Genomic DNA, 26,036 nt, shown 5'->3' on the forward strand with positions numbered 1-26,036 from the left:
ATGGTCGGATTCTGATAAACTCTAGGTGGACAAGTAAAAAGAAAGGAGAATGTAAATGTCAGAAATCAGCAATAAAGAACTCATGCAAGCAATTTTAGAAACCAATCGTATCGTGAAAATCATGCAAACTGATTTAGAAGATGTGAAAAAGGATATCGCTGAATTAAAAACAGATGTCGCTGTGTTGAAAACAGACGTCGCTGTGTTGAAAACAGACGTCGCTGTGCTGAAAACAGATGTCGCTGTGCTGAAAATAGACGTCGCTGAATTAAAATCCGAGCTTCAAATTGTAAAAACAGATGTGGAAGAAATCAAAATAACACAACAAGTATTCCAAAACGACCTATGGATGAACAAAACTGATGTTCAAAAGATAAAAAATCATCTAAATATTTAATGAAATACCCCTTGTAGACACATCATAATACATTCTAGAATCCACATCCTCACTCTCTGTCCTCGATGTCTTGACCGATAATTACTAGATGCATACAACTTACTACCCTATTCTTATGATCCGAACTTCATTCGGATATGATCCAAAATGACTAACTTATGATCCGAATTCCCCAACTTATGATCCGAACTTCATCGGATATGATCCAAAATGACTAACTTATGATCCGAACCCCAGTTTAGCCCACAGATTGAATACCTCATGAACCGTTTATGATCCGAATTCCCCAACTTATGATCCGAACTTCATCGGATATGATCCAAAACCAGTCATATATGATCCGAACCCACGTTCAGCCCACGGATTGAATACCTCATGAACCGTTTATGATCCGAGTTCCCCAACTTATGATCCGAACTTCATCGGATATGATCCAAAATCAGTCATATATGATCCGAACCCCAGTTCAGCCCACAGATTGAGGACCTCATGGACCGTTTATGATCCGAGTTCCCCAACTTATGATCCAAACCATTACTCAAGCTCCTAATCCATCAAAACTATTACTATATTAATATCCACTATTTAATTCCTATCATTCCCTTTTTTGTACGATTCTATTATAAAATAGAAATGATAATACGATAAAAGGGAGGCACTTTCATGTTTTTTGCTTTGTTAACATACAAGACATCTTTGGAAAGGGTAGACGAATACTTAGAAGAACATAAACATTACTTAGATAAAAATTATCAACTTGGGAATTTTATATTTTCTGGTAGAAGAAATCCACGCATAGGTGGTGTTATATTAATTAACCAATCTTCTAAAGAGCAAGTAATGAATATTATTGCAGAAGACCCATTTTATGAACATGAAATTGCTGAGTATGAGTTAATTGAGTTTACGCCATCAAAATATGATGAAAAATTTAATGTGTTTCTGAAGTAAATTTTTGAAAAACATTCGATATATTGGTGGGCACGGAAATGAGCATTACGTGCCCTTTTTTAATGGATATGAATGGATTGTGACCGGCTGCGGTGATTTGTGTAGAATGCGGTCACTAATCCGGGCTTTAATTACCGTCTTCTTTCTTTTTTTCACAATGCGGGCTCTAATCCGATGCTTTAGTGACCGTCTTCTTTCTTTTTTTCACAATGCGGTCACTAATCCGGGCTTTAATTACCGGCTTCTTTCTTTTTGACACAATGCGGGCTCTAATCAGATACTTTAGTGACCGGCTTCTTTCTTTTTTTCACAATGCGGTCACTAATCGGGGCTTTAATTACCGGCTTCTTTCTTTTTTTCACGATGCGGTCACTAATCCGAGCTTTAATTACCGGCTTCTTTCTTTTTTTCACGATGTGGTTACTAATCCGTAGCTTCGATTACCTACAACCCATTTTTTCAACGTGCGCGGGAACCATAGCGTTAGCCTCACTTAAATTATGCACTCGCCCGGCACGATTCCGAGCATTTCATTCCACCTACCCCCATCTCACCAACAACCCGCAATGCGTCAACCCGCCACCAAATCCGTATAAAAGAAGTGTGTCCCCTGCTTGTAGTTTTCCTTCCCGAAATCCTTTATCTAAAGCAAGTGGTATAGAAGCCGCTGATGTATTTCCGCACTCCACTAGGCTGGTCAAGGTGCGATCAACAGGGAACTCGCTCTTTTCACATATTGATTCAATCATGCGGAGGTTTGCGCTATGCGGAACAAACCAATCGACATCTGCTAGATGCATCCCGCTGTTTTCCATCAACTTTTGTATACCTTGCGGGACAGTTGTTACTGCCCATTTATACACTTGCCGGCCATTTTGTACCAAGAAACCGTTATCTACTAATTCGGTTTCACCCATACGATTCGATAAATTCGTGCTATAGAGATTGATGCCGCCTGCACCGTCTGAGCCCATGTGAGTGGCAAAGAAACTTGGATTTTTTTCGTCATATTCCACGAGAACAGCCCCCGCACCGTCTCCAAAAAGAATACAAGTCGTGCGGTCGGTATAATCCATAATTTTTGATAGTGTCTCTCCGCCGATGACAAGAACTTTCTTGTGCAGACCTGCCGTAATCAGGCCGTTCGCCATATGCAATCCGTACGTAAATCCAGCACACGCTGCATTGATATCGATGACGCCGGTGTTTCGGATGCCTAATTTTCCTTGTACACTTGCCGCTACACTTGGCGTATGAAAATCAGGTGTCATCGTACATACGATAATGAGATCCACATCCTCCACAGACTTCTGTGAGGATTGCATTAAGTTTTGAACCGCCTGCACGCAAAGATCGCTTGTAAACTCATCTTCGGCAGCAAGGCGACGTTCCTTTATGCCTGTTCGCTGCACAATCCACTCATCATTCGTCTCGACCATTTGTTCTAAATCTGCATTCGTTAACACCCGCTCTGGAACATATGAACCAATCGCTGTAATACGTGCCTTTGATGTATGCATAATCGGAAACACTCCTGTTGTTATTTTATACTACATATTATGACTAGGTACTAAATATTATGTAAAACTATCCTATCATGTTTACTTTGCCCACTTCAACTCAAAAAATCTAACAATACAGCCTTCCAATACTTGTTTCGCCGTACTGCCTACTTCGGTACGAGCCTCATGACAAGAACAAACGCTAATATATCTACAGATGAACCCAAAGCATTAAACAAAATAAAGAAAATGAAGTGTGATGACAATAAGCCAAGTGAACGCCTCTCTTCCATTTTTCCTTTCGCCCATTAGCCATTCAGGTAGATCAATATTCCCGCTTGTTTCCTTTTTTCACGAACTCCCAATCCACCTCAATATTTTTTCTTACCCTTTGCAGAAGTGTTAAAATGGCTTCAGCTTCTTTCGGCGTAAATCCAGACAATGCCACCTGATTGGAATACTCCCCTTCTTTTTTTAGAAGAGGATAGACATTTTTCCCTTTCAAAGTTGGATATAACCGTTTAATTTTTTTGTTCGTTTTATCGTCTTTCTTTTCTATAAGCCCTTGCATCTCCAACTTTTTTATTGCACGAGCTGCTGTCGTGCGGTCAACCTTTATCATTTCGGCAACTTTTTCTTGAATGATTCCGGGATTTTCACAGATGCGAACCACATACAAATACTGCCCTTTTGTAAGGTCAAATTCTTTGAATTCTATATTACTGATCGAGTCTAGCGCCCTTGCAATCATACCAATTTCACGCAGAATTTCCTTCATTCGAAAAACCCCTAACTTTTTTGTTGCATTTACAACAATAATAATATCACGTATACTATTCATAGACTACATTATTATGACCTGTCTCAAAAAATAAAGCTAGAAAAGGATTGAAGATTGATGTATGCAAAAAGAATAACCGTAGAGGACGATTTAAAACAAGCGTTTGAAATTCGAAAAGCCGTATTTGTTGAGGAGCAAGGGGTACCACTGCAAGATGAATTTGACGAATTCGATACGTTGAATGGACAATGTGAGCACATATTAGCCTATTATAAAGAACAGCCTGTTGGAGTCGGAAGACTAAGAATCGTAGATGGATTCGGGAAATTAGAGCGAATTTGTATTTTACCGTCTTATCGTAAAGTTGGTCTAGGGAAAATAATTATTCAAGCATTAGAAAAACTCGCAAAAGAAAGAGGAGTATCCAAAGCGAAACTACACGGGCAAACACATGCAGAAGGCTTTTATCAAAAATTTGGCTATAAGACTTCATCTGCTGTCTTTATGGAAGATGGGATTCCGCATTTATTAATGATAAAAGAATTGGCCACTCATTAAGATTAGATTGGACAAACCTACAATCTTTTTTCACTTTACATTAGCATGGCGTAAATACTTTTAGGCTGATGGTTAATCATCAGCCTGTAATTTTTGCGTTAAATATCTCCATTTGAATCAACAAAAAGCTTTATATCATCCTAAATTTCCGACCTTATCTTTTTTCATCAGGGTCGGCATGAATATTTACCCGGGTATTTTTTAATGTTTCATTCAAATCCTTTTTCAGGCTACCAATAATATCATGTGTTTCTTTGACTGTAAGATCAGGGGGAACAGTGATATGAAAATCAATATGTTTCTTATTGCCTGACTTTCTTGTTTTAAGCTTATGATAATCAATAAATTGATGACTATGTTCGCTGATGATTTTTTTTACCTCTGCTTCTTCTTCATCAGACAACTTTGAATCAAGAAGATGGTCAAAAGCATTTTTACATAGTTCCCACGCCTCCTTGATTATGATCAATGCTACAAGTATGGCAACAATCGAATCCAGTATACTTAGACCCGTAAGCTTGATAAGAAGAATTCCTATACCCACTCCCAAAGAAGTGTAAACATCTGTTTTCAAATGGAGGGCATCTGCCTCAAGAGCCATCGAATCTTCCTCCTGAGAAACCTTGTACAACTTTCTTGACACAGCCAAATTGATAAGTGCTGATACAAGCATAACAGCGATTGCAATATTCGCTTGTTCTATTTCAGCAGGATTCAGTATTTTTTTAACTGCCTCCGTAATAATCAGTGCAGCAGCTACAAAAATCAAAAGACCTTCGATTAAGCCGGAAATATTCTCTATTTTCCCATGCCCGTAAGGATGTTTCTTATCTGCAGGCTTTGCAGAATTTCTGACAGAAAAAAATGCTACGAATGAGGCTACTAGATCCATTCCTGAATGAATTGCTTCCGAAATAATACTGACTGAACCACTTAAAAAACCTGCAATCAATTTAAAAATAATTAGTATTGTGTTGGACATAATGGATAAAAAAGCAATCTTAACTCTTCTATCAGAATTTAACATAAGTAATTCTCTCCCCCTATACATATTGATAAATAGGAATGTTCCTTATTAATTATATACATATCAATATACCAAAATATATAGAGTGAAACTAAATTTTCAAGATATCAGCCTAATTTATCAATCATCATTCAATTAATTAGTGTCGTACTTTATTCACCAGCCATTGCAATTGCTCTAGTTTCATGAACTGTGCCATGTGGGTGCTCAGCGGGTGCGTAAATAGAGTACATTTTAAGTGGTTTATCCCCTGTGTTGGTTACATTATGCCATTTACCAGCAGGTATCAAAATTGCATAGTCATTTCTTACTTTTTCTTCAAAATTTAGATTTTCCTTACTATCACCCATTTGAACAAGTCCTTGGCCTTCTTCAATACGTAAGAATTGATCCGTTTTAGGATGAATTTCTAAACCGATGTCCTCTCCAACTTCAATATTCATCAAAGTAACTTGCAAGTGAGACCCAGTCCATAAGGCAGTGCGATATGTATCATTTTTCTTAGTAACATCCTCAATATTTACCACAAACGCTTCTGCTCCATAATCTTTTAATTCCATTAAACCGTCTCCTTCAATAATAGTTTAACTTTACTATTCCCCAAATACTTTATTTCATGTAATTGTTACGGGGCAGGAAGATGGCATAATGAAGTACTATGAGCAGTAACTCAATAGTGAAAACATATTCATTCTCTGTCTTTTTAATAAAATAAAACGAAATACTTATTCTTTTTCACCAAATAAAAACCATTCTGGCAAGAATGGTTTTCCCTTTTGTTTATTAAGGTTGAACATCCATATGCTAATTTTCTTTCACATCAATCACCGTAAATCGTTCGCAGACGAGCAACATATCCTCTGAAAATGTCAGCCCATATTTGGCTAGCTCTTGTGTGAAAAGTCTTTCATGCGTGTCCCGCCAATATTGATACGTTCGATCGCCTTCTCCTTCGGCAACCGCAAACGCTTCTGATACTTCGTTCATCGGTGTGACCGTGACTTCCACCGTTTTTATGATTGCTACCAGATTTTCATGACTGTTTAAAACAATGCTATAATCCTCTGTTGTTGGCAAAGCTTCTTGATCAAGTTCATAAAAAACATAGCCCGAACACGTCGCTGTTTTTACGCCATCGACTACCAATTGAGCGAGATAATCTGGATCATCTCCGAATTGCCAGGCCTCAACGGACGTTGGTTTCTCTTTATTTTTCCAAAATGCATTCCAGTAATCTTTCGCTACTTCATTCATTCTTGCATCCCTCTAATCTTCATGCGTGTTCGTTTTTCATCGCTTCTCAGTTGCGAGGAGCTTACCACTCCATACGATTACACAAAGAAGTAATATGAGCAAGATGATGGCGGCCATGCCAAGCGTAAATACCGATGTTTTTTCCAACGGAAACGATGCCTGAATCTGGATGTAGAAATGTCTTTTCTAGGTCAGATGGACTTAGGCTTCGTAACAAGATGATCCAACGTATGTGCAGCGCCTCAAGCAGCATGAGTGAAATGCTAACAGGCAACTTCGAATCCGGTAATTCAGCCCATCTCGCTTCCTCATACGGCTTTATGGTAGGTTGATTTTCGGTAAGTGCGAGCTTAAAACGCACATACGCATTCATATGACTATCCGCGACATGATGCACAACCTGACGAACCGTCCAACCGCCATCCCGGTAAGGTGTATCAAGCTGTTCCTCACTCAGCTTGCTGACGACATCACGCAGTTGTAACGGCAATTGTTCAATTTCATGAATCCAATCTTTAATCACTGCAGGCGTCAGTTCACCTTCGAATTGAAACGTTCCAATCGGGTATTTTCTATCCAAAACGTAGGTCTCCTTCTTGTAAATCAAATTTTGTACAGTCGTTTCCCTCATTATACCTGCTTCTTCATTAAAGCGACCTTTATTTCTATGTCGTTTGGCTTATGTACTATTTCTTCATTATAAGTCCAGTAGCCGAGGGATTCGTATAGCAAGATATTTCTTGGAACATTCATCCGAACTTTGCACCGCACCGTATGCTTCCCGTTTTGAACGGCGTATTCTTCTAAGGCGGTTACGAGTTTCTTCGCAATTCCTTGCCCCTGCTTTTCCGGAACCACTGATAACCGGGAAAAATAAATACCTGTATCTTGTATACGAAAGCGAACCATCCCTACCGGATTATCTTCTATAAAAACAATAAAAGCCTGCTCCCCATCTTCGAGCGCTTCCGTGATCGACTGCACTGTTTCCTCTAACGCACTAGAAGGCGCTACTTCATTCTCGTATTCTTGAAAAGCTTGTATCATAATTGCGTGAATAATAGGAGCTTGTGATGCGTCTGCTAATTGTATATGCACGTGCGTCCCTTCCTTCGTTGGATTGTGTCAAACTCAATATAAAAAGTAAATTTTCATACAATTATCATATATACGAAGGCAAATATTTCGTATACATCTCGATTGCATTTGTATGCTGTTTTAATGTATCAATGATTTTCTTATGAGGCTTTGTATAAATGATTGGATAATCGATTTCACCTTGTTGTTCATTTACTGGAAATGCTAATTTTTCTTCTTCAATCGAAAATTCAGCCTGAACTCCAGGTTTATTCCCGCGCGCATCTAAGCGGATCCAACGCCCGATTGATGTAAGAAAGACGGCGTTAAGCGCATGGATGCAATAGCCTTCCTCTGGAGCATCAAATAGCAGAAGGCGCTGATAACAAAAACCGGTAGGAATTCGCTTTGCTCGTAATAAGGCTGCTAACAAATTCGATTTTGCATAACAAATTCCTTCGTTGTAGGTCAGTACCTCATCTGCACGACAGGTAACCTTTGAACTTTGAATATCCCAGGAATGAGAAATTTCATCACGAACATATTCGAAAGCTAACTTTGCCATTTCAAGATCCGTCTGCTCACTTGTAAACAATTCGTCGACTTTTTCTTGTATGAAAGGATGAGAATAGTTTACTTCATCTGATTCATCTAAATAGTCTGCTAGCTTTTTAGATTCAGGTATAAATTCCATTTGCTTCTCCCTCATATGAAATCGTATGTATGGTAAGCAACAACAAATTATTTCTTCCATAATACTATATATTTGGGATGTAAATTCAATTATTTTCGTCCACGCTACCCATCCTAAAAAGGATAGACTGTTCATCTAAAACTGCCCTACGTATCTTCTACTAGGACATCATTCGACAATAATCCCAAATCACATCTGATAAACTTACTATACAACGCTAGCAGCAGGAGGATTCTGATTATGACAACTAACCCCTACTTCCAACATCCCTTTATGAGTGATCAAATTATAAATTCTATGGCGCAAAATGTAGTCGTAATCGATCAGGACGGATTTATTATCCATACCAATAATCAGTGGGGAGAATTCTGCTCGAAAAACGGTGGAGATATAAAGAAATGCGGAATTGGAATTAACTACTTTGAAGTTTGCCTCCGCAGCTATAAAAATGCTGGCATAACGGAAATGATCTATGTCTTACGGAACCTGAAATTTATTCTGAATGGAAGACAAGAAAGCTTTTCCTATGAATATCCGTGCCACTCCCCTGATGAAAAAAGATGGTTTCTCATGTACGTAACCCCTCTTCAGCAAGGAGCTGGCAAAAGCACCGGAGCAGTCATTGTCCATGTCGACATTACCGCAAAAAAATTAGCAGAAGAACATATGATTTATCAAGAGCGACTATCCGCCATCGGGCAATTAGTAGCGACCGTCGCACATGAAATTCGAAATCCTCTCACTACACTGAAAGGATTCTGGCAACTATTCAATCATCATCCGAATCACACCCTAACGGCTTATGCCGATATCATCAGTCAAGAAATTCAGGAGATAGAAAATATTATCACAAAGTTCATGATTCTTGCTGATCCCATACAAGAACAAGTAGTTGAAATGAACATACTAGAATTGCTTCAACATGCGTTAAAATTGATGGAAGTTGATTCTAGTAAGTATACGGTCACAATCTCGTATCCATACCTTGCAGACAGCTGGCTGATACTCTGTAACGAAAATCAAATGATTCACGCCTTCAGAAACATTATGAATAATGCCTTTCTCGCCATGCCTGATGGAGGAGAGCTAGCCATTCATTTAGAGACCCATGATAATCGTGTAGAAATTATATTTACAGACGAGGGTTGTGGCATCCCGATTGAATTACTGGAGAAATTGGGAGAACCCTTTTATGTAACTGATAAAAAAGGAAGCGGACTTGGCCTTATGCTGGTATATCAAATTATTCATAAACATAACGGCATAGTGTCCATAGAAAGTCAGTTAAATTATGGCACGAAAGTGAAGATTGTGTTGCCTATAACCTAAATGTTTCATTTTATTAATTATATGGTCAGGAGTCCGAGTAGCAAAGAAGTTCGGCTAAGACTGAACATTCCTTAATTATTACATTATCCTGCTTTTTTCCTGCACACGAAACTAGTTTACGTGTATAAAGAGAAAGGTAGGATTTTACTTTCTTTGCCTACGAGGTTTCACTCTTTTTAATATAAACAAATCCACTCAAAGAACTAATTACGGCGTTCGGCCGTTAAAACCTACGTATCAGTCTTACCGCTATGCATATTATCGACTGTCACCAACAGCAGCTCTTTAAACAATAAGCATTCCTTACTGCCCTATTGCATTCCAATATATGGTATTGTAATAATTAGTCAGATCATTTATATATGGGGGGATTAAATTGAAATTGATTTCCATCTGTCCGAGCAATACCGAATTAGTTGCATATTTAGGATTAACCCCGTCACTAATCGGGGTAGATAATTTTTCTGATTGGCCCGAAGAAATCAATGGATTACCAAGGTTGGGACCAGATTTAGACATAGATATGGACAAGGTAGAAAACTTACAGCCTGATTTAGTTTTAGCCTCCCTTTCCGTTCCAGGGATGGAACGCAATATTAAGGAGCTGGACAAACGCAATATCCCGTATGTAATTGTTCCGAATCCACAAACCTTACAAGAAGTCGGAGACTGTCTCTTGTTTGTCGGAAAAGCAACGAAAGCATATGACAAAGCAAACCAACTGTACGAAAAATTTACTCGTATTCTTACATACTACGACTCTTTAAGCCATCAAGTAGATTCACAAAAAACACTTTATTGGGAGTGGTGGGCGAAGCCAATCTTCACTCCAGGCGCCGGGAATTGGCTAACAGAGATCAGTAGGCTTGCTGGAGGACGAAACATTTTTGAGGATAAAGCAGAAGCAAGCGTCCAAACAGATTGGGAAGACATAAAGCTTCGAAATCCAGACGTTATATGTGTTGTATGGGTAGGTGTTCAGAAAAAGAAGGTTAATCCAAAGGTAATCCTAAAACGTCCAGGTTTAGAGAATATGAATGCGATCCAAAACAATCAACTTTTCATTCTGGATGAACCTCTTTATTGCAGACCATCTCCCCGTTTGTTGAACGGGTTAGCTAAAATTGGGTATCTCCTTCATCCTGACATTTATCCAAAATGTAATGAGGGAGTTGACTTGTTACTTCATTCTGAATTCGTATTATAAGGTCATGGTTAACCATTTTTTTAGCGATAAGCCGAGGTAGAACGTATGCACTCATCAACTTAACAGTTCGCCCCCGACTTGTAGAAACATAATTGAAGCTGGGTTGCACGTATAACAAGCGAAGCTATGATACTACAAGAAAATGGCTTATATAATTCTTTTGTATTTAGTTAGTTGTTTTTATGATGCGATTTTCTTACATTTTTTTCAAACCAACCGAATGCAACTTCTGCCTTAACAATTTCATTATCTGGTGAAACTAAAAAAAGAATAAAGGACTCGCCCGATGAAAAAATAAATTTTCCATCTTCATCACTGGTCAAAGTACTTTTTGGTGGTACAATTCGCTTAAATCCATTTACCCCTCTCTTTGGAAAGCCTTCTACAAGTTCTGCAAATGCAATTTTTACTTCCGGCTTTGGAAGTGGAGAAAGACTTGTGTTTGCAGGTGTCACCTTATCCGAAATCATTGGTTTCCCAGGAGGGATTGGATTAAACCAAATTTCAGCTATAAAAGGTTGATTAGAATGATTCGTAATGGTAAATGCATTTACAAATAAGTTTACATCTGAATGAAAGGGGTTAATTAAGCCACCCCAAGCATTTTTCCCTTTTCCGAAACGAATCGTTTCAGTTTGCCCAACAAAATATCTTCCTTGTAAGGATTGATATAATGAGTTAGGGATGTTGACAGCCTTTATAAATTGGTCATTTTTAGACATTGTCATATAAGCACTCACTCCTTTCTAAATTGTATGTAGATTAATAGAGAATGTATGGACAAATATAATTAAATAGAAATAAAAGTAGAATTGAACGACAAGTCTCGTTCCAAATCGATTTAAAAAATCCGTCCTCGTTTACCTATTTCATTACAGCTGTTTCATCATGGAAACAACCTTTATTGCAATACCGTTTGGCTACTATACAATTTTCCAGTATGTCTTTGGACCATTGCTTCGCAGAATAGCATGCTTTGGCACCTGTCTTACTACAAACACACAAGTAAGTGTGTCTACTGAAGCCCCAATTGCATTGATTAAGATTAATGTTATTAGAGTAGGAGTTAATAAGCCGAAAATCCCTAGAATGATAGGAAAAAGAATGGAAAGAACCACAAAGGGAACCAATGTGATGAAGATATACCTTGTTTTATAGATTTCTTCTTCCGTATACACAAAACCACCAAAGGGAGTAAGACCTAAGTATGTTTTGTCCGAACGGAAAAAGTTTGGAACGAAAATCAAATGAAGCAGTTCGTGAACGATAAGTAGTAAAAAAAGGCCAACAATAAAAATGAAATCAATACGTATGATAATGGCATTAGATGTTTGATCAATTAGAGGAAAAGAAATACTAGAAAACATATTGATAATTACGATAGAAAGAATGGCATTTAGAAACATAAACGGAACTGATGTAAATATGATTTTACCCATGTTGTTCGGTTCTTTCAGCAACGTCCATCCATCACTTACTAATTGTGCATGTAGGGGTTCATTTACTTTTGGTAACTGATTTTTGATTTTCAAGCACATCTCTCCCATCAAGCATGCATTTTTTTATTTCACCCCGCCAAAAACGGCAAGCTCCATCCACTTAAAATAACAATCGGAATGCTTAAAACCAATTTTTCTTAGCCAATTAACCTGAATATCTACTCTTTCTAGTATATTATCTTCCTTATCAGGGCGATTGTAATATTCCTTCGCTATTTCTTGGCTGTCCCTTTTATTATGAGTGGCAAGATAATCAATAAACAGTTCATCATGCAATTTTGCCAATTCAGGAGTGGCAGAAGCTGTATGCTCAACATTTATGAAAATACCGCCTGGTGCAAGTATATTGTATATTTCTTGATACAGTTCTTTTTTCTTTGTTTGCGGCAGATGATGAATTGCGTACCCAGAAACAATGCAGTCCATTGACCCTGGCTTAGCATACTGCGCAATTGAACGACTGAAATCCCCATGAATAATTTCACAACGATTCCTATACTCTTTCATGTGAACGCGTGCATGTTCAATCATTGGCTTTGAATGATCCACTAATACAGCAGAAGCCTTGGGGTAAGATGTAAGCAAAATTTCAGCCAAAAACCCATTTCCACATTCCAAATCCATGATTCTTTTCGGATTTGGAATAAAATGATTGACTACTTGAAGCATGAGTTTCGTTTGTTCTGCTCCAAAAGGAATTCCCCCGCGAACCTGTTCCAGATAATGTTGAGTAACCTCTTTCCTTTGCCAAGTTGTTTCCATTTTCGCTCCTCCTTTATATAAAAAAGCCTATCCTCTCATAAGAGACGACAGGCTTTACCTACCTCATTGATTTGTTTATTTATCAACAAATTAATCTCAACCGTTACATATTTTCATAATTTTAAAAATTTTCTCTATTTTACTATTTATTCTTGCATTAATCAACCTATAATTACCATTTTTCTCTCTTAACAACAGCTCTGATCAAAGAATTAAGTGCTGCTGAATTTGTTAATTTTCCCTTTTGGTTGGAAAAACCAATACCTTTCTATTTTTTACATCATATAAACCACTTGGAGTCAATCGAATAAATGGTAAATGAGTTGCAGAGAAAAATAATAAGGTGAAGGCAGGGTCGTTATATTTATAGCCTCTTTCTTTTAGTAACTCGATCATTTTTTTCTCATCTTTAATTAAAAATCCCATATCTAAATTAGACATGATACCCCTTAAAGGTAAAGGAATTTCGTGTATGATATGATTTTCTTCAACCAAGACCATACCTCCACCGATTTCTTGCATTCGTTCAAAAGCAAAAAGCATATCTGTTTTTCTTTTACCTATGATTAATATATCTCCTGTTCCAGAATAAGAACTTGCAAATCCACCTAAATGTTGAGCAAACCCTTTTACTAATGTATTTATTCTCCAAGATCCATCTCGTGCAACCATCATAAGGAAACATTCATCATGTTCCAGTGATAATTCATCACTATTAACATCGATACTACTTTCATACGGTTTGGTAATTACATTATTTAGTAAGTTAATGCCATTTGAAGCCGAAAAGCTAAAATCATCTTCTTGTAACGTCCATTTTAAATGAAGAGGAGATAATTGATACTTGTCCCAATCGATGGATGTTGAATCGTTTTTATCTATCCCATCTTGCTTAATCCATTTCCCTTTTGCTAATACACTAATAGGTGTAGGGTTAGTTTTGCTCTCTAAAATATTTATATTAGCTATTCTCCCTGTAGCAATTGATCCATGCAAATGTTCCATATTATAATAGCGTGCGATATTATAACTTGCCATTTTATAAGCATCAATTACTGGTATACCATGATACATTGCCATTTTTATCAGTTCATCAGTCATTCCATTTTCATAAAAAAAAGGATGAGAACCGTCCGTGGTAAAGAAAAATCTATCAAAATTTCGGACACCTAAGTCTACTAATTCTTTTAAAAGAATTTCTAAATCAGGTCGAATCGATGAATGTCTAAGAGATACTGTATAGCCCTGCATTAGACGTGTAAGTGCTTCTTGACCTGTCATTGCTTCATGATCGCAATCTGTACCGAGTAACATTAATTTTGCTAAAGTACGTTCGGACGCTCCTGGAAAATGTCCTTCTACCTTTTTATTTAACCTCTTTGTCTCTTGTACCCAGGATAGCATTTGGTTATCTCCATTTAATAATTTCGGCCATGCTGTTAGCTCTCCACCTTGCAGCACCGATTCATGTTGGAGCCAAGACATCACATCTTCAGTATTAAAAATATCATCTTGATTCGGCAACTCGGTTTGTCCATCAAAACGACACCACCAGTACATGCTTGATGGAATGTTTTGAAATTCATTTAATAATTCAAAGGCTACTTTAGTAGGAAGCTCAAAGAATAAAATGATATTATCACTAATAAAAGTCGTTGTGCCGAATTGCCCCGCATGTTTCGCTAATGTTAGAGGATTGTATAACTGATAAGGGTGATTATGCGGCTCAATATATCCAGGTACTACATATTGCCCCTGACAATCAATCACCTCATATCCTTTTACGTTTTTAGGAAGATTCTCTCCAACATAAACGATACGATCTTCATATATCCAAATATTCGCAACTAACCATTGATGCAAATAGGTATTTAAATACGTTGCGTTTTTTAGGATCATATGAGGATTTTTTTCTTCATCAAGTACCTCTACATGGTTTCTTATTTGTTTGTTGCCCCATCTATACTTTCTATTATCCATCTCGTCCCCCTATTTTTGTTATTATTTGGTAGTATAATAAACTTCGCATATGTTTATTATACTTGCAAGAATTTCGCACATATTTTACCAATGTGAAATTGATTTTCTTATTGAACCTACTTTGCTAGCTACATATTAAATTTATTTATTCATCTGTTAATACCCTGTCCCCTCTACTATTAGGTTGGGATATTACCAAAAACTCTACATCTCCATTCGATTCATTACACATTTGATGTGGAATAAGGGGAGGTACTTCGATTCCTTCTTGCGAATCTAAAGTGAAGCGTTCTCCCCCCATAATTAATGTTGCAGTGCCTGATAACACAAAGAAAAATTGACGTGCCTGATTATGATAATGTCTTACCTCAGAAGTTTGAACGGGCATCCGTTCATGAATAATACTTAACTCTTTATTTTTCACTAAGTGCCAGCCATCACACTGGTCTCCCCATATGTAATGCTCCGCGTTTTGTTTTGATATCTTCAAAGGGATCACTTCCTTGTTTTTGTAATCTGCTTGATCCATAATCGCGCCCGATTACTGAACAACAGCTTTAAATGGAATTTAAATACCTCCCCTTAATGGAACAATTGTTATATCAGCAAATAAACCTTATCAAAGTAATTAAGTTGATGATTATGAATAAGGATTTTTAAATATCACTTTGGGATTCGCATAGATATAATATTCCATTTTGTTTTTTTTAGACCAACCTGTTTGCAAAAGCATTTGAATATGTCTGAGTTTCCATTCTTCTGACAAACATATAGCATATTCATCAAATATCTCGGTGTTGCCAAAAGAATAGATGATTACGTTATACTTATCCTTTAATAGATTCAACACTGATTTTTCTGATTTTTCTGTATCCAAATTGTCTTCGTCTAAGCGGAAATTATTTAGAAAATAAAGTTCTCCGGACACATCTTTTAATTGATCCTTATGTTCAAATAAGAACCACCATAATTCAGAACACAGCTGAGAAACAGCATCCAGTTCTCTTAAAGAGTTTCTTTCGGTGAACATATCATTAATAATAAGAGGAATATTCAATTGATACCCTGTAATAATACCAATATTCTTATTGTAATCATCCTTAATATCCATCCAATGAGGGTGTATGTACTTTGTTTGTATATCATCGCAAATAAATTCTACTTCTTTTTTCATTATATTTTTCACCAATTGCATATCGTTAGCTCCTTCATTTTTTAAAAGTGAAACCAAAAATTACAACTAGAAAGCATCTATATAGACACTATAAAATTAGTTTTTTGTCAAAACAAGCAATTCATTAACCAACCTAAACATCCAATTTCTATTATACTGATACAGCATCACTTAAAGGAAAACCAAAAAGCTAATGTACAATCCATTGTAACCTAATCTATCTTTTTATAAAGAGTTACTCCGCAATCTGGCCCTAAAATGGAAAAAGCACTTCTCCTTATTACAGGAAAGCGCCCGATTGTTGAAGTATAATGTTTCACAATCTTTTTTGGTTCTTATCTAATTCCAGTTAATCTGACGGATGAGCTATTCTCCATCAAAAACATTTTTATCTATAAACAATCAAAACTAAAAAAGGGCAGTTAAGTCTCGCCCTTATTAGGTGTTAACTATCGTCCCATTAGGTTAGAGTGTACAATTTTTTAATTTAAAATGGTGGTTGTCCCGTTCATTTTCTTGATTTCAGAAATAAAAGCCAGTGCTGATGGATTAAATCCTTTTACGATAAGCCATACTGCTAAAATCATTTCGTTAGCTGCTACTGGCAAACTTAAAAAGGCTCCCCAAATAGAAATTTGATTAATAACTCCAAACATTTCCAATATTGATGCAAGAAAAACGAGTGCTGAGCCTGTCATGCCCAAGATAGGTATAAACTGAGGTACGAGCTTAGATTTATAAAATATATAACTATACATCATTGTATTAATGCCTAACATAAAATTGGGACCAAGTAAAAATGTCCAATCATGGATTGATTTTAATACTGTACCTGAGGCTTCAAATGAGGCGATATTCGGAGATGTAATTGCTGCAAATTCCTGACTTAAAGTTAAAAGGGACAATACGCTTATTATACCAATAGTAATAATAACGGCTTCAAGAAACCTGAAGCAAACATGCCAAAGAGCTATGGTTTCATTGTATTTTCTTAAAATCGGAAACATCGTAGTTGAAGTGCCAACGGCTGAAACGACAAGAATTAATTCCATAAGTGCTCCCATTATCACCTGATTAGCATATTCAGGACCTTTAATCAGGTAATCTGGGCCCTTTAGAATAGGGTTGTATAAATTCAGACCTATTATTGCTGTAACTGCTGCAAATATAAAGAGTGCTCCTATAATTAGTTCGCTTTTTTTGGTAGCCATTTGTTCATCTCCCCTTTCTTAAGGATAGTGATACAAGTTCAGTTTTACATCAACACATCCACAAATTGTTATAACTTTATACATAAGATCTGTTGTGGTCTATGTTGCACATTAATCAAATACTAGTGTGGCGTATTCAATCCCCATGCAATAACTTGAAACAAAAGGCCTAATGAAAGAAGTCCAAATCCCCATTTAATCATGGATTGTCTGGGAGCCGATTTTACATATTCCATAAAAATAAAGACTGAACCAATAAAAGCAACAATAAAACCTATACCACTTAAACTCCAAGCCCACCAACCTAACAAACCAATCCCTCCTCGCATATATAAACTACAGGATAATCATATCAAACCAATAATATAAATTTGGTAATTTCACAATAAAATAACATTAAAAAGCAGTTGAAAAAACCGGAAAATCATTCTAGTAAACTAGCACTTTCATTTCCTATTCACTGACTAAACTTTTCAAATATGAAGATAATACTTCAGGTTGCGAAAAGAACGGTGAGTGGTCTGTATCAAGGGTAATGATTTGCCTGTTCAGACTCATTATCCAAAATACTACATAGACGGTCAGTATAATCTTTCAAAGTAACCTTAGAAAGTGGGGTTTTATCCTTTCCGTGTCCTGGTAAATCAAAGGTTAATACCCGGTGTCCAGCGTCTTGTAACAAAGGGATAACTCTATCTCAACACCATTCTCCATGCCATGCGCCATGAACCAGAACGTATGTACTCATTCAATCACTCCTTTTTTATTTACCCTTTTCATTATATTGGAAATTTTTTCAAATAACAGTTTTTTAATAAATTCCGCTTAATAAATATCCAGTTTTCTTTGCAAGTATTGTACCATTAAATGGCCCTAAAATGGAAAAGCACTCTCCTTATTACAGGAAAGCGCCCGATTATGGAATACTAATTATTTAAAGAAATGTATAAATCTAAAAAGTACTTTTATTTTAAACGTCATGTAATCAATAAACCATTATTCTGTCACGACAAATTCTTGGGTTGGCGGACTGATTGTTATTTTAGCTATCATATCAGCAATCTTCTCCTTAATAACAAAAAGCAAAGGAATTGACCGTTACATCTTTGGAAAATAGTAATTGGAACGCTGCTCTTTACACTATTCTGTCTGCGGGTACTTTGGACAGTTATTTGCAATAACATATACCTAAATGAGCCAAAAAATAGAGCGACGGTCGGTGTCACTATGTGCATAACCGTCGCTCTAAATCTGTGTTGGACTCCGAATCATTCTAAATACCCGAATAAATAATATTCCTCAACTGGATTACCAGACTTTTAAGCTCCTTCTCTCTTTCCAAATAGTATAGCGAAGCTTGCAGCAACGGGAGATTCGGTTCCGCTTTTTTCATTTCCCTCTGGATAAAATAGCAAAGCTCACTCAGCTCCGAACGATGTTTGGCGCCTGACGGAAGAGCGTTTAGGGGCGAATCCATTTCCCGGAACAGTTCGGTAAGAATCTGCTCCTTCTCTCCTTGGCGATTCTCGAGCCCCCAGTTTAAATACCTCTCGAACGAAGCTTGTTTCAGCAGAGGCTTCAGATTGGAAGCCATCATATGTTTAACAAGCACGTTAAGCTTGTCCAAAATGAACTTTGCCGTTTCCTCGAGCGATAACGACTTTTCTTCATAAGCAATCCAAAATAGATACTCCTTCAGAATCGCTCGATAGATGGAAACCAAATCCCACAGATACGGATGAATATCTTCGCCGTACACATGTAGCAAACACTCACTATGCCATCGGATGAGCCGCCCCCTAACCTTGTGTCTAAGCGGTTGGAACTTGGGATCCTGTTGGATAGGGAGCTCCGTAAATTCGACCAGAATATGCTTGTATTCTATAAAATAACGGAATCGAAGAATGATCTGCTGTACAAACTGCTCTTCTGGCGTAAGTCCAGGAAGGCGCGTCAGCCTATCGACTTGATCAAAATAGTCGTTATGACATTGATCAAACACCTCGCTGAATAGGTCTTCCTTGGAAGGAAAGTATTTATAGACGGATCCTTTGGCAATACCGCAATCCTCAGCAATATCCTGTATCGTTGTTGAAAGAAACCCCCGTTCCTTAAAAAGCCTCGTCGCTGATTTTACAACCTCTTCCCTTGCCACACTCATAAACAATATCTCCCCACTTGACTATTTTTGAATCATCGTACAAAATATAAGACATCAAGTCAAATGACCTTATGTTTAATATTTGAAACTAAAGGTCAAATTTAAAAAGTGAGGAGAACATACGGAATGGAAAAATTATTGGATCCGCAAAAAACAGCGTTGGTTGTCATTGATTTGCAAAAATGGCTAGGAAATCAATACGCCCCTTATTCTGCCGAGCAGGTGATATCTAACGCCGCCGCCTTGGCTGATGCTTTCCGTGAGCAAGGCTCGATGGTTGCACTGGTCCGGGTATCTAGCAAAGATCTGAAGGATATCCCGAGACCGAAGTTGGATTCGCCTGCACCACCACTGAATCTGCCTGAAGAATGGGATCAAATCGTCCCGGAAATGCGGGTCGCCGAGACAGACCATATCATCACTAAGAAGCATTGGGGAGCTTTTTACGGAACGGAGCTCGACCTGCAGTTGCGCCGCCGGGGAATCGACACCATCGTTTTATGCGGCATCGCTACCGGGCTTGGCGTGGATACGACCGCGCGGGAAGCGTTTATGCATGGGTATCAGCTGATTTTGGCGATTGATGCCATGACTGGGTTTTCTCAAGCCGAGCACGATCACGTGAAAAATTTTATTTTTCCACGCATCGGGCGTATTCGGACAACACAGGAAATTATCTCTGCCTTTGCTAAAGCTTGAACCTATTAGAACTCAATCAGTCCTTCAATCCTTGTTTCGAACAGTTATGAGAGACAGATGGTATTTAAACGTGCAACTAACTCGTCGAAAGAACCAAGTTCAACAGCTTTTCAAAGTCACTCATCCTGATTTAAATAAAGCTTTTAAGAGCCTTTTTACTACATCTGTTTTGGAGTTAGTCTTAGAGATGGCGAACCAAATTTAGCTTACGAATGGGATGTTTCGAGCATACTATCCTGCTGGCACTTCAAGACGAAGGGCGAATGTCACTCGATTGGTAGATTACTGCGTTAACTGATGTAACCTTCACATCTCTTAGTAACAATCCCAATACAAATACCACTCATCATCAAGTCTTGATTTGTAGATATATATGTTTCCATTATCTCCAATCATAAACTTAGGTTTTTCTTCTGAAGTTATTTGCATAATATACTCATAATCTTGAGATATTGGAGATTGTATATAAGAAGCAAAACCTCCTATTTTAGTCCTAGAATATTGTTCGTATTCATCAAAAAAAGTATCACTTAACTCATCAGAATCATTTATAAGTCATATCGACATACTCCCAGGATTCTTCCCAGCAAGGATAATCTTCTTTATCTGCTATAGTCCACTTGATCTGAAACGATTTATGTCCATTTGAAAAGTGATCGTATACAACGAACTCGATGCCCTAGACTAGACGATTTTAAATGTTCTCCCACTTCAATTAAGTAGCTTTTGAGTTTCTCTGTTGTAAATTCATTCATATCAATATCGCCAAAAAATCTTAATAACAGATTATATTGAAAGCAATAGGTTTTCAGGTTAGAGCTGAATATCCTTCAATCTTCTTATCTAGTTGATACTTCTCCCATGCTTCAGATAATAACATTACACTTCACTCTCCTAGGTTATGAACCATTTAATCTAGATTCTATTATGTTCAAAAAGAGCAAATTTCATACTAAAGTTATTCAACAATCTAGGAGTTACTATTTTCTAGGAACTCTGAAAGCTCCAAGGAATGAAAAAGAGCCAAGAAGAAATACTCCTTCAAATATGACTAATGCATAGATGATAACACTAGAAGGATTTTTAAGTATATTGATATATGACATGAAAGCCTTGCTTTCCTTATTTTTTGTTGATGGTATCTTTTTGCCTATAGTAACTAACAATATGGCAGAGAGAACGGCGAGGCCTGCATAAATACCAAATACACCTCTCCAATTTAGGAAATATGCAATCGAACCGCCAATTGCCATACTAAGTCCTTGACCTAAGAAAGACATACCCATAAATGAACCGATTGCAGTTTGTCTTTCTTCCAAAGGGAACAAATCACCTATTAGCGCCAATGAAATTGGCATTATGGATGCTGCAAACATTCCGGTTAAAGCCCTGTATACTGCCAAGTCAGGAATAGCAACAGCAAACGCACAAAATGCAGTAGCTAATGTAAACATCAACATGGCAAATGTAATATCTGTCGCTTACCAAATCGTTCTGCAAGATACCCATATAACAGCTGAAACAAACCAAAAGGCAACATATAGGCAGTTATTACAATAGAAGCTGATGCAACATCGACATTCAAATTTTGTGCAATGGAAGGAAGAATAGGCGATACCACCCAATTATCAGCCATTGTAACAAAACCTGCAAAACCGAGTATTAGTAACATTTTTTTCTTATCCATAAAAATCTTCTCCTTTCATCTACCAGCCCTTTAAAAAAGCAGAGGTACTTTCCATTTTGTTACTGTTTATTATGATGGGATTGATTTTACTCATCTCTTTATTCGACTTCAAGTTCCTAGTTGCTTTCCGATATTTATCTCCCTCATAATATAATATACAATACAACTATTTTTCTAGTTTAATAGTTTTAATTGTATCTATTTTTTAACAATAACTTTAAAAATACTTGTAGGAATAAAGTTTATTCTCCCTATCCAAACACTGAATCTATCCCGTAATACTCTTCCTTAAGGAATCAACTTAAATAAAATAAAGAACGATCTTAAAAAATTAACAACCATTTTAAAAGTACATGATTTACATATATAGGGGAATATAATAGAAGCAATATTAACTTCTATTTTATACAATCTGAAACAGAAGATTATGATTTATTTCTACAACAATTATCCAAAGAGTTACATGACCAATTTGGAATTGAACATGCAACAATTCAAATTGAAAAAGGAACGTTTTGCTGTTCACTTGCATCTGAAGAAACGATATAAAGAAAAATAATAATGCATATTTGTTCACAAAACATTCAATAATAAAACTACAAAACTAGAAAAATAGTTTTATAATAACGATAAGGAAGTGATAATATGAAAAAGCAATGTTGCTCAGTAAAAAATTCAGTAAAAAGTGATGAGGAAGCAAAAGCAGTGGTGCAACAATCCGCGATAAATGTACCATTGTTAAAAAATAATGAACAACTATTAGAAACAGCAGAATTTTTTAAAGCATTAGGTGACGAAACGAGAATTAAGATAATCGGTATGCTTTCAGTTGAGGATCTTTGTATGTGTGAAATTGTGTCTGGCTTACAGATCGCTACTTCTACTATATCTCATCATTTGAAATTGCTAGAACGAGGTAAAGTGATTCAATCACGAAAAGAAGGACGTTATACTGTGTACAATCTAAACAAAGAAAAAGTTCTAGCTTATATTAATTAGACGACTTTTATGTTTGAAAAAGGGGGAATATTTATGGATGCCTTTCTAAATGTATTTTCATGGCTGAACGATCAGCTGCTTAAAATGCAGTGGCTTTCAGATTTAATTCGAAAACTCGTAGAAGAAGTTTTTAATATGCCTATTGATAGTAAAATTGGTGGAAGTATACACTTTTTTATCTACGATACAATCAAGATATTTATTCTTTTATCTGTCTTAATTTATATTATCTCGTATATTCAAAGCTATTTTCCACCAGAACGAACAAAAAAAATGCTTGGCGGAATCAAAGGGATTAAAGGAAACATACTTGGCGCATTACTTGGAACCATTACACCATTTTGCAGTTGTTCAAGTATTCCTATCTTTATAGGATTTACATCTGCTGGTTTACCTTTAGGTGTAACCTTTTCATTTTTAATTTCATCACCATTGGTAGACTTAGCATCTTTTCTATTATTAACCTCTTTCTTTGGAATAAAAATTGCACTTATATACGTTGTAGTCGGATTAATTCTTGCTGTTGTAGGCGGTACAATTATCGATAAGTTACGATTAGAAAAATATGTCGAAGAATATGTTACCGAAGTTGAAAATGTAGATGTTGAAGTGGAAGAATTAACTACAAAGGAAAGAAGAACTTATTCTATAGATCAAGTCAAAGATATTATTAAGAAGGTTTGGTTATACGTACTTATTGGCGTTGGTATAGGTGCATTAATCCACAATTGGATTCCAGCGTCTTGGGTACAAAATGTCATCGGGGATGATAATCCTTTCGCTGTTCTCATCGCAACAATAGTTGGTATGCCAATCTATGCAGATATATTTGGTACACTACCAATTGCTGAAGCATTGTTTGGAAAAGGTGTAGGAATAGGTACTGTACTTTCATTTATGATGGCCGTAACAGCCCTTTCATTACCTTCTATTATCATGTTAAGTAAAGTGGTTAAACCTAAATTACTGGGTATTTTTGTATCAATCGTTGCAATAGGTATTATCATCATAGGTTACACATTTAATGCGTTAGAATTCCTAATCTAATTGGGTTTTCAATATACAATCATATAGTAAGGAGATGTTCGACTTGAATATTAAAATTTTAGGATCAGGATGCTCCAATTGCAAGAGATTAGAGGCCAATGCAAAGGCTGCCATAGAAGAATTAGGACTAGATGCAACAATTGAAAAAGTAACAGATATTAAAGATATTATGAAATATGGTGTCATGAGTACTCCTGCACTTGTTGTAGATGAAAAAGTGAAAGTAATGGGTAAAGTACCTAGTGCAGAAGATATTAAAAAATACTTATAAAATGTAACTAATTCAACATTCAAAAGGCGATTTCATATATACAAGAAATCGCCTTTTCTTATTCATTCTTGTTCAACTCCGGCTTCGTTACTTTTATAAAAATCTCCTTTAAAATTTAGGATAGAGATCTAATTTTCCTTAAAGGAGTTGCTCTACAATCTGGCCCGATTGTTTAATAGAATGACTCACATTTTTTAAACGACTTTTTTGTCACTTAACAATAAGCCTTGGTATCAAACATCCTCATTACGATAAGTTTAAATCCTTCCAACCATAGATAGTAATGATCAATCCCTAGTAAACCAAGCACGCTGAAGTAACGTGATTCCCTCATAAATTTCATTTTCATTTAATCCAGCAAAGCCAAGGAGAACCATTGGCTTCCCTATAGCAGGTGGATTTACATAGTAGATTGATACGGGATATACCTTAACCCCCTCTTTCATAGCAGATTCAATAAGTTCTTCCTCAGACATCGTATTGTTTGGTTCCAATAAGATATGCAAGCCCGTTTCTGCACCAATCACATGTACTTGTTCCCCCATTATATGTTTAATGGTTGTAAGCAGAGCGGCACGTCTTTTTTTGTATATATTCCGTACTTTGTTTATATGTCTGTCCCAATGTCCATTTTCCATAAAGAGCTTGAGAGTATGCTGATGAAGTCTCGAAACTGTTTGTTTATATACAGTGAACTTCTCCCTATAGAGCGCTAATAACGATGGGGGCAATACCATATAACTTAAACGTATGGAGGGGATGAGAGATTTTGAAAACGTACCTAGGTAGATAACATTTCCATGGTTATCAAGACCCTGAAGGGAAGGGATTGGTTTCCCATGATATCTAAATTCGCCATCATAATCATCCTCGATAATGAACCCGTTCTCTTGTCTCGCCCATTCAATTAATTCCATTCGTCTTGATATAGGCATTACGGTACCGATTGGAAATTGATGAGATGGAGTGACATAAGCTACTTTTGCTCCGCTTTTTCTTAGTTCCGTAATACTGATTCCTTTTTCATCAAGGTGGATTGGCTTAATCTCTGTTCCATAATCCCTCAGCACAAATCGTACGCGGTGAAAGCCGGGTTCTTCTAAGGCATAGGGTACTTGTCTGCCTATCATACCGCATAACAAACTAAGTACGTATTGTGTTCCAGCTCCGATTACAATTTGCTCTGCTGAACATTGGACTCCTCTTGATTGATACAGATACTCCGCAATCAGTCTGCGCAGTGAAATTTCTCCTTGCGGCTCACCAGTTAATAAGAGATGACCTTGGTCCGAATAAAGAATTTGCATGGTTAGTTTACGCCATATTTCATATGGAAAATGCTTTAGATCTATATCTCCGTGTTTAAAATCATATCGAATAGTGGGTATTTGTTTATTCTCCAAATTTTCAATCAATACCCTCTGCTTATCTTTATAGCTCGTTAAAAAGAATTCGTTTTTTAGCTCCTCAACAAATAATCCTTTTCTTGCTTTCGGTTGAACGTATCCTTCAGCTATAAGCTGTTGGTAGGCAGCATCGACTGTATTCCGGCTCACCTGTAAGTATTCCGCTAATTTTCTTTGGGAAGGAAATTTGCTTAAAGGGGGTATGTTCCCGCTCCGTATTTCACTTCGAATATAATCATACAGTTGTATGTACAATGGTTCTTTTCTACTACTATCAAGGGCGGGAGTCATTTCTAACATGCTATTCACCTCTCTATGCATTCTGGCTCTATAAAAATTAGGAAAACTGGCTCTTTTTATGAT

Annotated in this window: 30 protein-coding genes and 2 pseudogenes; 10 read left to right on the forward strand and 22 right to left on the reverse strand. The window is 36.8% G+C overall.

The annotated features are described in order from the left end of the window. The first annotated feature begins 55 nt into the window (after window positions 1–55). Together ACAN53_RS10540 and ACAN53_RS10545 are read left to right on the forward strand one after the other, a co-directional pair. Window positions 56–397, forward strand: a complete 342-nt coding sequence (locus tag ACAN53_RS10540) for a hypothetical protein (protein WP_379969713.1) — start codon at window positions 56–58, stop codon at window positions 395–397. Between the two features lie 663 nt (window positions 398–1,060). Continuing rightward, window positions 1,061–1,348, forward strand: coding sequence for a YciI family protein (locus tag ACAN53_RS10545; protein ID WP_379969715.1), 288 nt, complete (start codon window positions 1,061–1,063; stop codon window positions 1,346–1,348). Between the two features lie 539 nt (window positions 1,349–1,887). Here ACAN53_RS10545 and ACAN53_RS10550 read toward each other — a convergent pair. Both ACAN53_RS10550 and ACAN53_RS10555 read right to left on the reverse strand, forming a co-directional pair. Beyond that, window positions 1,888–2,868: a ketoacyl-ACP synthase III gene (locus ACAN53_RS10550; protein WP_379969716.1), complete on the reverse strand. Its 981-nt coding sequence runs from the start codon at window positions 2,866–2,868 to the stop codon at window positions 1,888–1,890. Between the two features lie 307 nt (window positions 2,869–3,175). Beyond that, the gene (locus tag ACAN53_RS10555) at window positions 3,176–3,628 is read right to left on the reverse strand and encodes a MarR family winged helix-turn-helix transcriptional regulator (protein WP_379969717.1); all 453 of its coding nucleotides are present in this window, start codon (window positions 3,626–3,628) and stop codon (window positions 3,176–3,178) included. A gap of 120 nt (window positions 3,629–3,748) precedes the next feature. Between ACAN53_RS10555 and ACAN53_RS10560 the strand changes: the two genes are divergently transcribed. Further along, the gene (locus tag ACAN53_RS10560) at window positions 3,749–4,189 is read left to right on the forward strand and encodes a GNAT family N-acetyltransferase (RefSeq protein WP_379969718.1); all 441 of its coding nucleotides are present in this window, start codon (window positions 3,749–3,751) and stop codon (window positions 4,187–4,189) included. Between the two features lie 154 nt (window positions 4,190–4,343). Here the strand turns inward: ACAN53_RS10560 and ACAN53_RS10565 are convergent, their stop codons facing one another. The 6 genes and pseudogenes from ACAN53_RS10565 to ACAN53_RS10590 all read right to left on the reverse strand — a co-directional run bounded on the left by ACAN53_RS10565 (window position 4,344) and on the right by ACAN53_RS10590 (window position 8,241). Next, window positions 4,344–5,216: a cation diffusion facilitator family transporter gene (locus ACAN53_RS10565; RefSeq protein ID WP_379969720.1), complete on the reverse strand. Its 873-nt coding sequence runs from the start codon at window positions 5,214–5,216 to the stop codon at window positions 4,344–4,346. A 152-nt stretch (window positions 5,217–5,368) separates the two neighbouring features. Then, window positions 5,369–5,788: pseudogene (locus tag ACAN53_RS10570) on the reverse strand (cupin domain-containing protein); the annotation flags it as partial. A gap of 232 nt (window positions 5,789–6,020) precedes the next feature. Then, window positions 6,021–6,470, reverse strand: coding sequence for an ASCH domain-containing protein (locus tag ACAN53_RS10575; RefSeq protein ID WP_379969722.1), 450 nt, complete (start codon window positions 6,468–6,470; stop codon window positions 6,021–6,023). 61 nt (window positions 6,471–6,531) lie between these two features. Continuing rightward, window positions 6,532–7,101: a YfiT family bacillithiol transferase gene (locus ACAN53_RS10580; RefSeq protein WP_379969724.1), complete on the reverse strand. Its 570-nt coding sequence runs from the start codon at window positions 7,099–7,101 to the stop codon at window positions 6,532–6,534. Then, window positions 7,101–7,568 (reverse strand): GNAT family N-acetyltransferase, encoded by a 468-nt coding sequence (locus ACAN53_RS10585; RefSeq protein ID WP_379969726.1) that lies wholly within the window; start codon window positions 7,566–7,568, stop codon window positions 7,101–7,103. The genes ACAN53_RS10580 and ACAN53_RS10585 overlap by 1 nt, the downstream gene beginning before the upstream one ends. Before the next feature lie 64 nt (window positions 7,569–7,632). After that, window positions 7,633–8,241 (reverse strand): transglutaminase-like domain-containing protein, encoded by a 609-nt coding sequence (locus ACAN53_RS10590; protein ID WP_379969728.1) that lies wholly within the window; start codon window positions 8,239–8,241, stop codon window positions 7,633–7,635. A gap of 240 nt (window positions 8,242–8,481) precedes the next feature. Between ACAN53_RS10590 and ACAN53_RS10595 the strand changes: the two genes are divergently transcribed. Both ACAN53_RS10595 and ACAN53_RS10600 read left to right on the forward strand, forming a co-directional pair. Continuing rightward, a complete protein-coding gene (locus ACAN53_RS10595; RefSeq protein WP_379969730.1) occupies window positions 8,482–9,570 on the forward strand; it encodes an ATP-binding protein in 1,089 nt (362 codons plus the stop codon). A gap of 376 nt (window positions 9,571–9,946) precedes the next feature. Further along, on the forward strand, window positions 9,947–10,777 hold the full coding sequence (locus tag ACAN53_RS10600; RefSeq protein ID WP_379969732.1) for a cobalamin-binding protein: 831 nt from the start codon (window positions 9,947–9,949) through the stop codon (window positions 10,775–10,777). Between the two features lie 170 nt (window positions 10,778–10,947). Here ACAN53_RS10600 and ACAN53_RS10605 read toward each other — a convergent pair whose 3' ends face one another. The 10 genes from ACAN53_RS10605 to ACAN53_RS10650 all read right to left on the reverse strand — a co-directional run bounded on the left by ACAN53_RS10605 (window position 10,948) and on the right by ACAN53_RS10650 (window position 19,564). Further along, a complete protein-coding gene (locus ACAN53_RS10605) occupies window positions 10,948–11,505 on the reverse strand; it encodes a DUF6143 family protein (protein ID WP_379969734.1) in 558 nt (185 codons plus the stop codon). Window positions 11,506–11,700: 195 nt separating this feature from the next. Beyond that, window positions 11,701–12,309, reverse strand: coding sequence for a DUF3267 domain-containing protein (locus ACAN53_RS10610; RefSeq protein ID WP_379969736.1), 609 nt, complete (start codon window positions 12,307–12,309; stop codon window positions 11,701–11,703). 30 nt (window positions 12,310–12,339) lie between these two features. Continuing rightward, window positions 12,340–13,038 (reverse strand): class I SAM-dependent methyltransferase, encoded by a 699-nt coding sequence (locus tag ACAN53_RS10615; RefSeq protein WP_379969738.1) that lies wholly within the window; start codon window positions 13,036–13,038, stop codon window positions 12,340–12,342. 231 nt (window positions 13,039–13,269) lie between these two features. Further along, window positions 13,270–15,018 (reverse strand): adenine deaminase C-terminal domain-containing protein, encoded by a 1,749-nt coding sequence (locus ACAN53_RS10620; RefSeq protein WP_379969740.1) that lies wholly within the window; start codon window positions 15,016–15,018, stop codon window positions 13,270–13,272. Between the two features lie 145 nt (window positions 15,019–15,163). After that, entirely contained in the window at window positions 15,164–15,508 is a 345-nt protein-coding gene (locus ACAN53_RS10625; RefSeq protein ID WP_379969742.1) for a cupin domain-containing protein, read from the reverse strand. A 150-nt stretch (window positions 15,509–15,658) separates the two neighbouring features. After that, window positions 15,659–16,213, reverse strand: coding sequence for a hypothetical protein (locus ACAN53_RS10630; RefSeq protein ID WP_379969743.1), 555 nt, complete (start codon window positions 16,211–16,213; stop codon window positions 15,659–15,661). A gap of 461 nt (window positions 16,214–16,674) precedes the next feature. Then, window positions 16,675–17,403 (reverse strand): DUF4386 domain-containing protein, encoded by a 729-nt coding sequence (locus ACAN53_RS10635; RefSeq protein WP_379969745.1) that lies wholly within the window; start codon window positions 17,401–17,403, stop codon window positions 16,675–16,677. Window positions 17,404–17,525: 122 nt separating this feature from the next. Next, a complete protein-coding gene (locus ACAN53_RS10640; RefSeq protein ID WP_379969747.1) occupies window positions 17,526–17,714 on the reverse strand; it encodes a hypothetical protein in 189 nt (62 codons plus the stop codon). 215 nt (window positions 17,715–17,929) lie between these two features. Next, the gene (locus tag ACAN53_RS10645) at window positions 17,930–18,085 is read right to left on the reverse strand and encodes an alpha/beta fold hydrolase (RefSeq protein ID WP_379969749.1); all 156 of its coding nucleotides are present in this window, start codon (window positions 18,083–18,085) and stop codon (window positions 17,930–17,932) included. A 591-nt stretch (window positions 18,086–18,676) separates the two neighbouring features. Further along, window positions 18,677–19,564, reverse strand: coding sequence for a TetR/AcrR family transcriptional regulator (locus ACAN53_RS10650; RefSeq protein WP_379969751.1), 888 nt, complete (start codon window positions 19,562–19,564; stop codon window positions 18,677–18,679). A gap of 126 nt (window positions 19,565–19,690) precedes the next feature. Here ACAN53_RS10650 and ACAN53_RS10655 point away from each other — a divergent pair, with 126 nt between their 5' ends. Both ACAN53_RS10655 and ACAN53_RS18100 read left to right on the forward strand, forming a co-directional pair. After that, the gene (locus ACAN53_RS10655; protein WP_379969753.1) at window positions 19,691–20,263 is read left to right on the forward strand and encodes a hydrolase; all 573 of its coding nucleotides are present in this window, start codon (window positions 19,691–19,693) and stop codon (window positions 20,261–20,263) included. 10 nt (window positions 20,264–20,273) lie between these two features. Continuing rightward, window positions 20,274–20,450: pseudogene (locus ACAN53_RS18100) on the forward strand (IS110 family transposase); the annotation flags it as partial. A 128-nt stretch (window positions 20,451–20,578) separates the two neighbouring features. On the opposite strand, the gene ACAN53_RS10660 reads toward ACAN53_RS18100, so the two are convergent. The 3 genes from ACAN53_RS10660 to ACAN53_RS10670 all read right to left on the reverse strand — a co-directional run bounded on the left by ACAN53_RS10660 (window position 20,579) and on the right by ACAN53_RS10670 (window position 21,950). Further along, a complete protein-coding gene (locus tag ACAN53_RS10660) occupies window positions 20,579–20,815 on the reverse strand; it encodes a DUF1963 domain-containing protein (protein ID WP_379970306.1) in 237 nt (78 codons plus the stop codon). Between the two features lie 428 nt (window positions 20,816–21,243). Further along, the gene (locus tag ACAN53_RS10665) at window positions 21,244–21,717 is read right to left on the reverse strand and encodes an MFS transporter (protein ID WP_379969755.1); all 474 of its coding nucleotides are present in this window, start codon (window positions 21,715–21,717) and stop codon (window positions 21,244–21,246) included. Beyond that, window positions 21,717–21,950, reverse strand: coding sequence for an MFS transporter (locus ACAN53_RS10670; RefSeq protein WP_379969757.1), 234 nt, complete (start codon window positions 21,948–21,950; stop codon window positions 21,717–21,719). The genes ACAN53_RS10665 and ACAN53_RS10670 overlap by 1 nt, the downstream gene beginning before the upstream one ends. A 645-nt stretch (window positions 21,951–22,595) precedes the next feature. On the opposite strand from ACAN53_RS10670, the gene ACAN53_RS10675 reads away from it, so the two are divergent. From ACAN53_RS10675 to ACAN53_RS10685, 3 genes are read left to right on the forward strand one after another with little or no spacing between them, the layout of a single operon-like run. After that, window positions 22,596–22,949: an ArsR/SmtB family transcription factor gene (locus ACAN53_RS10675; protein WP_379969759.1), complete on the forward strand. Its 354-nt coding sequence runs from the start codon at window positions 22,596–22,598 to the stop codon at window positions 22,947–22,949. 33 nt (window positions 22,950–22,982) lie between these two features. Next, a complete protein-coding gene (locus tag ACAN53_RS10680; RefSeq protein WP_379969761.1) occupies window positions 22,983–23,996 on the forward strand; it encodes a permease in 1,014 nt (337 codons plus the stop codon). Window positions 23,997–24,039: 43 nt separating this feature from the next. After that, window positions 24,040–24,267, forward strand: a complete 228-nt coding sequence (locus tag ACAN53_RS10685; protein ID WP_379969763.1) for a thioredoxin family protein — start codon at window positions 24,040–24,042, stop codon at window positions 24,265–24,267. Window positions 24,268–24,554: 287 nt separating this feature from the next. Here the strand turns inward: ACAN53_RS10685 and pdxR are convergent, their stop codons facing one another. Further along, the gene (pdxR, locus tag ACAN53_RS10690; RefSeq protein ID WP_379969765.1) at window positions 24,555–25,973 is read right to left on the reverse strand and encodes a MocR-like pyridoxine biosynthesis transcription factor PdxR; all 1,419 of its coding nucleotides are present in this window, start codon (window positions 25,971–25,973) and stop codon (window positions 24,555–24,557) included. Window positions 25,974–26,036: the final 63 nt, after the last annotated feature.

The organism is Ectobacillus soli (assembly GCF_042610425.1).
Lineage (GTDB): Bacteria > Bacillota > Bacilli > Bacillales > Bacillaceae_G > Ectobacillus.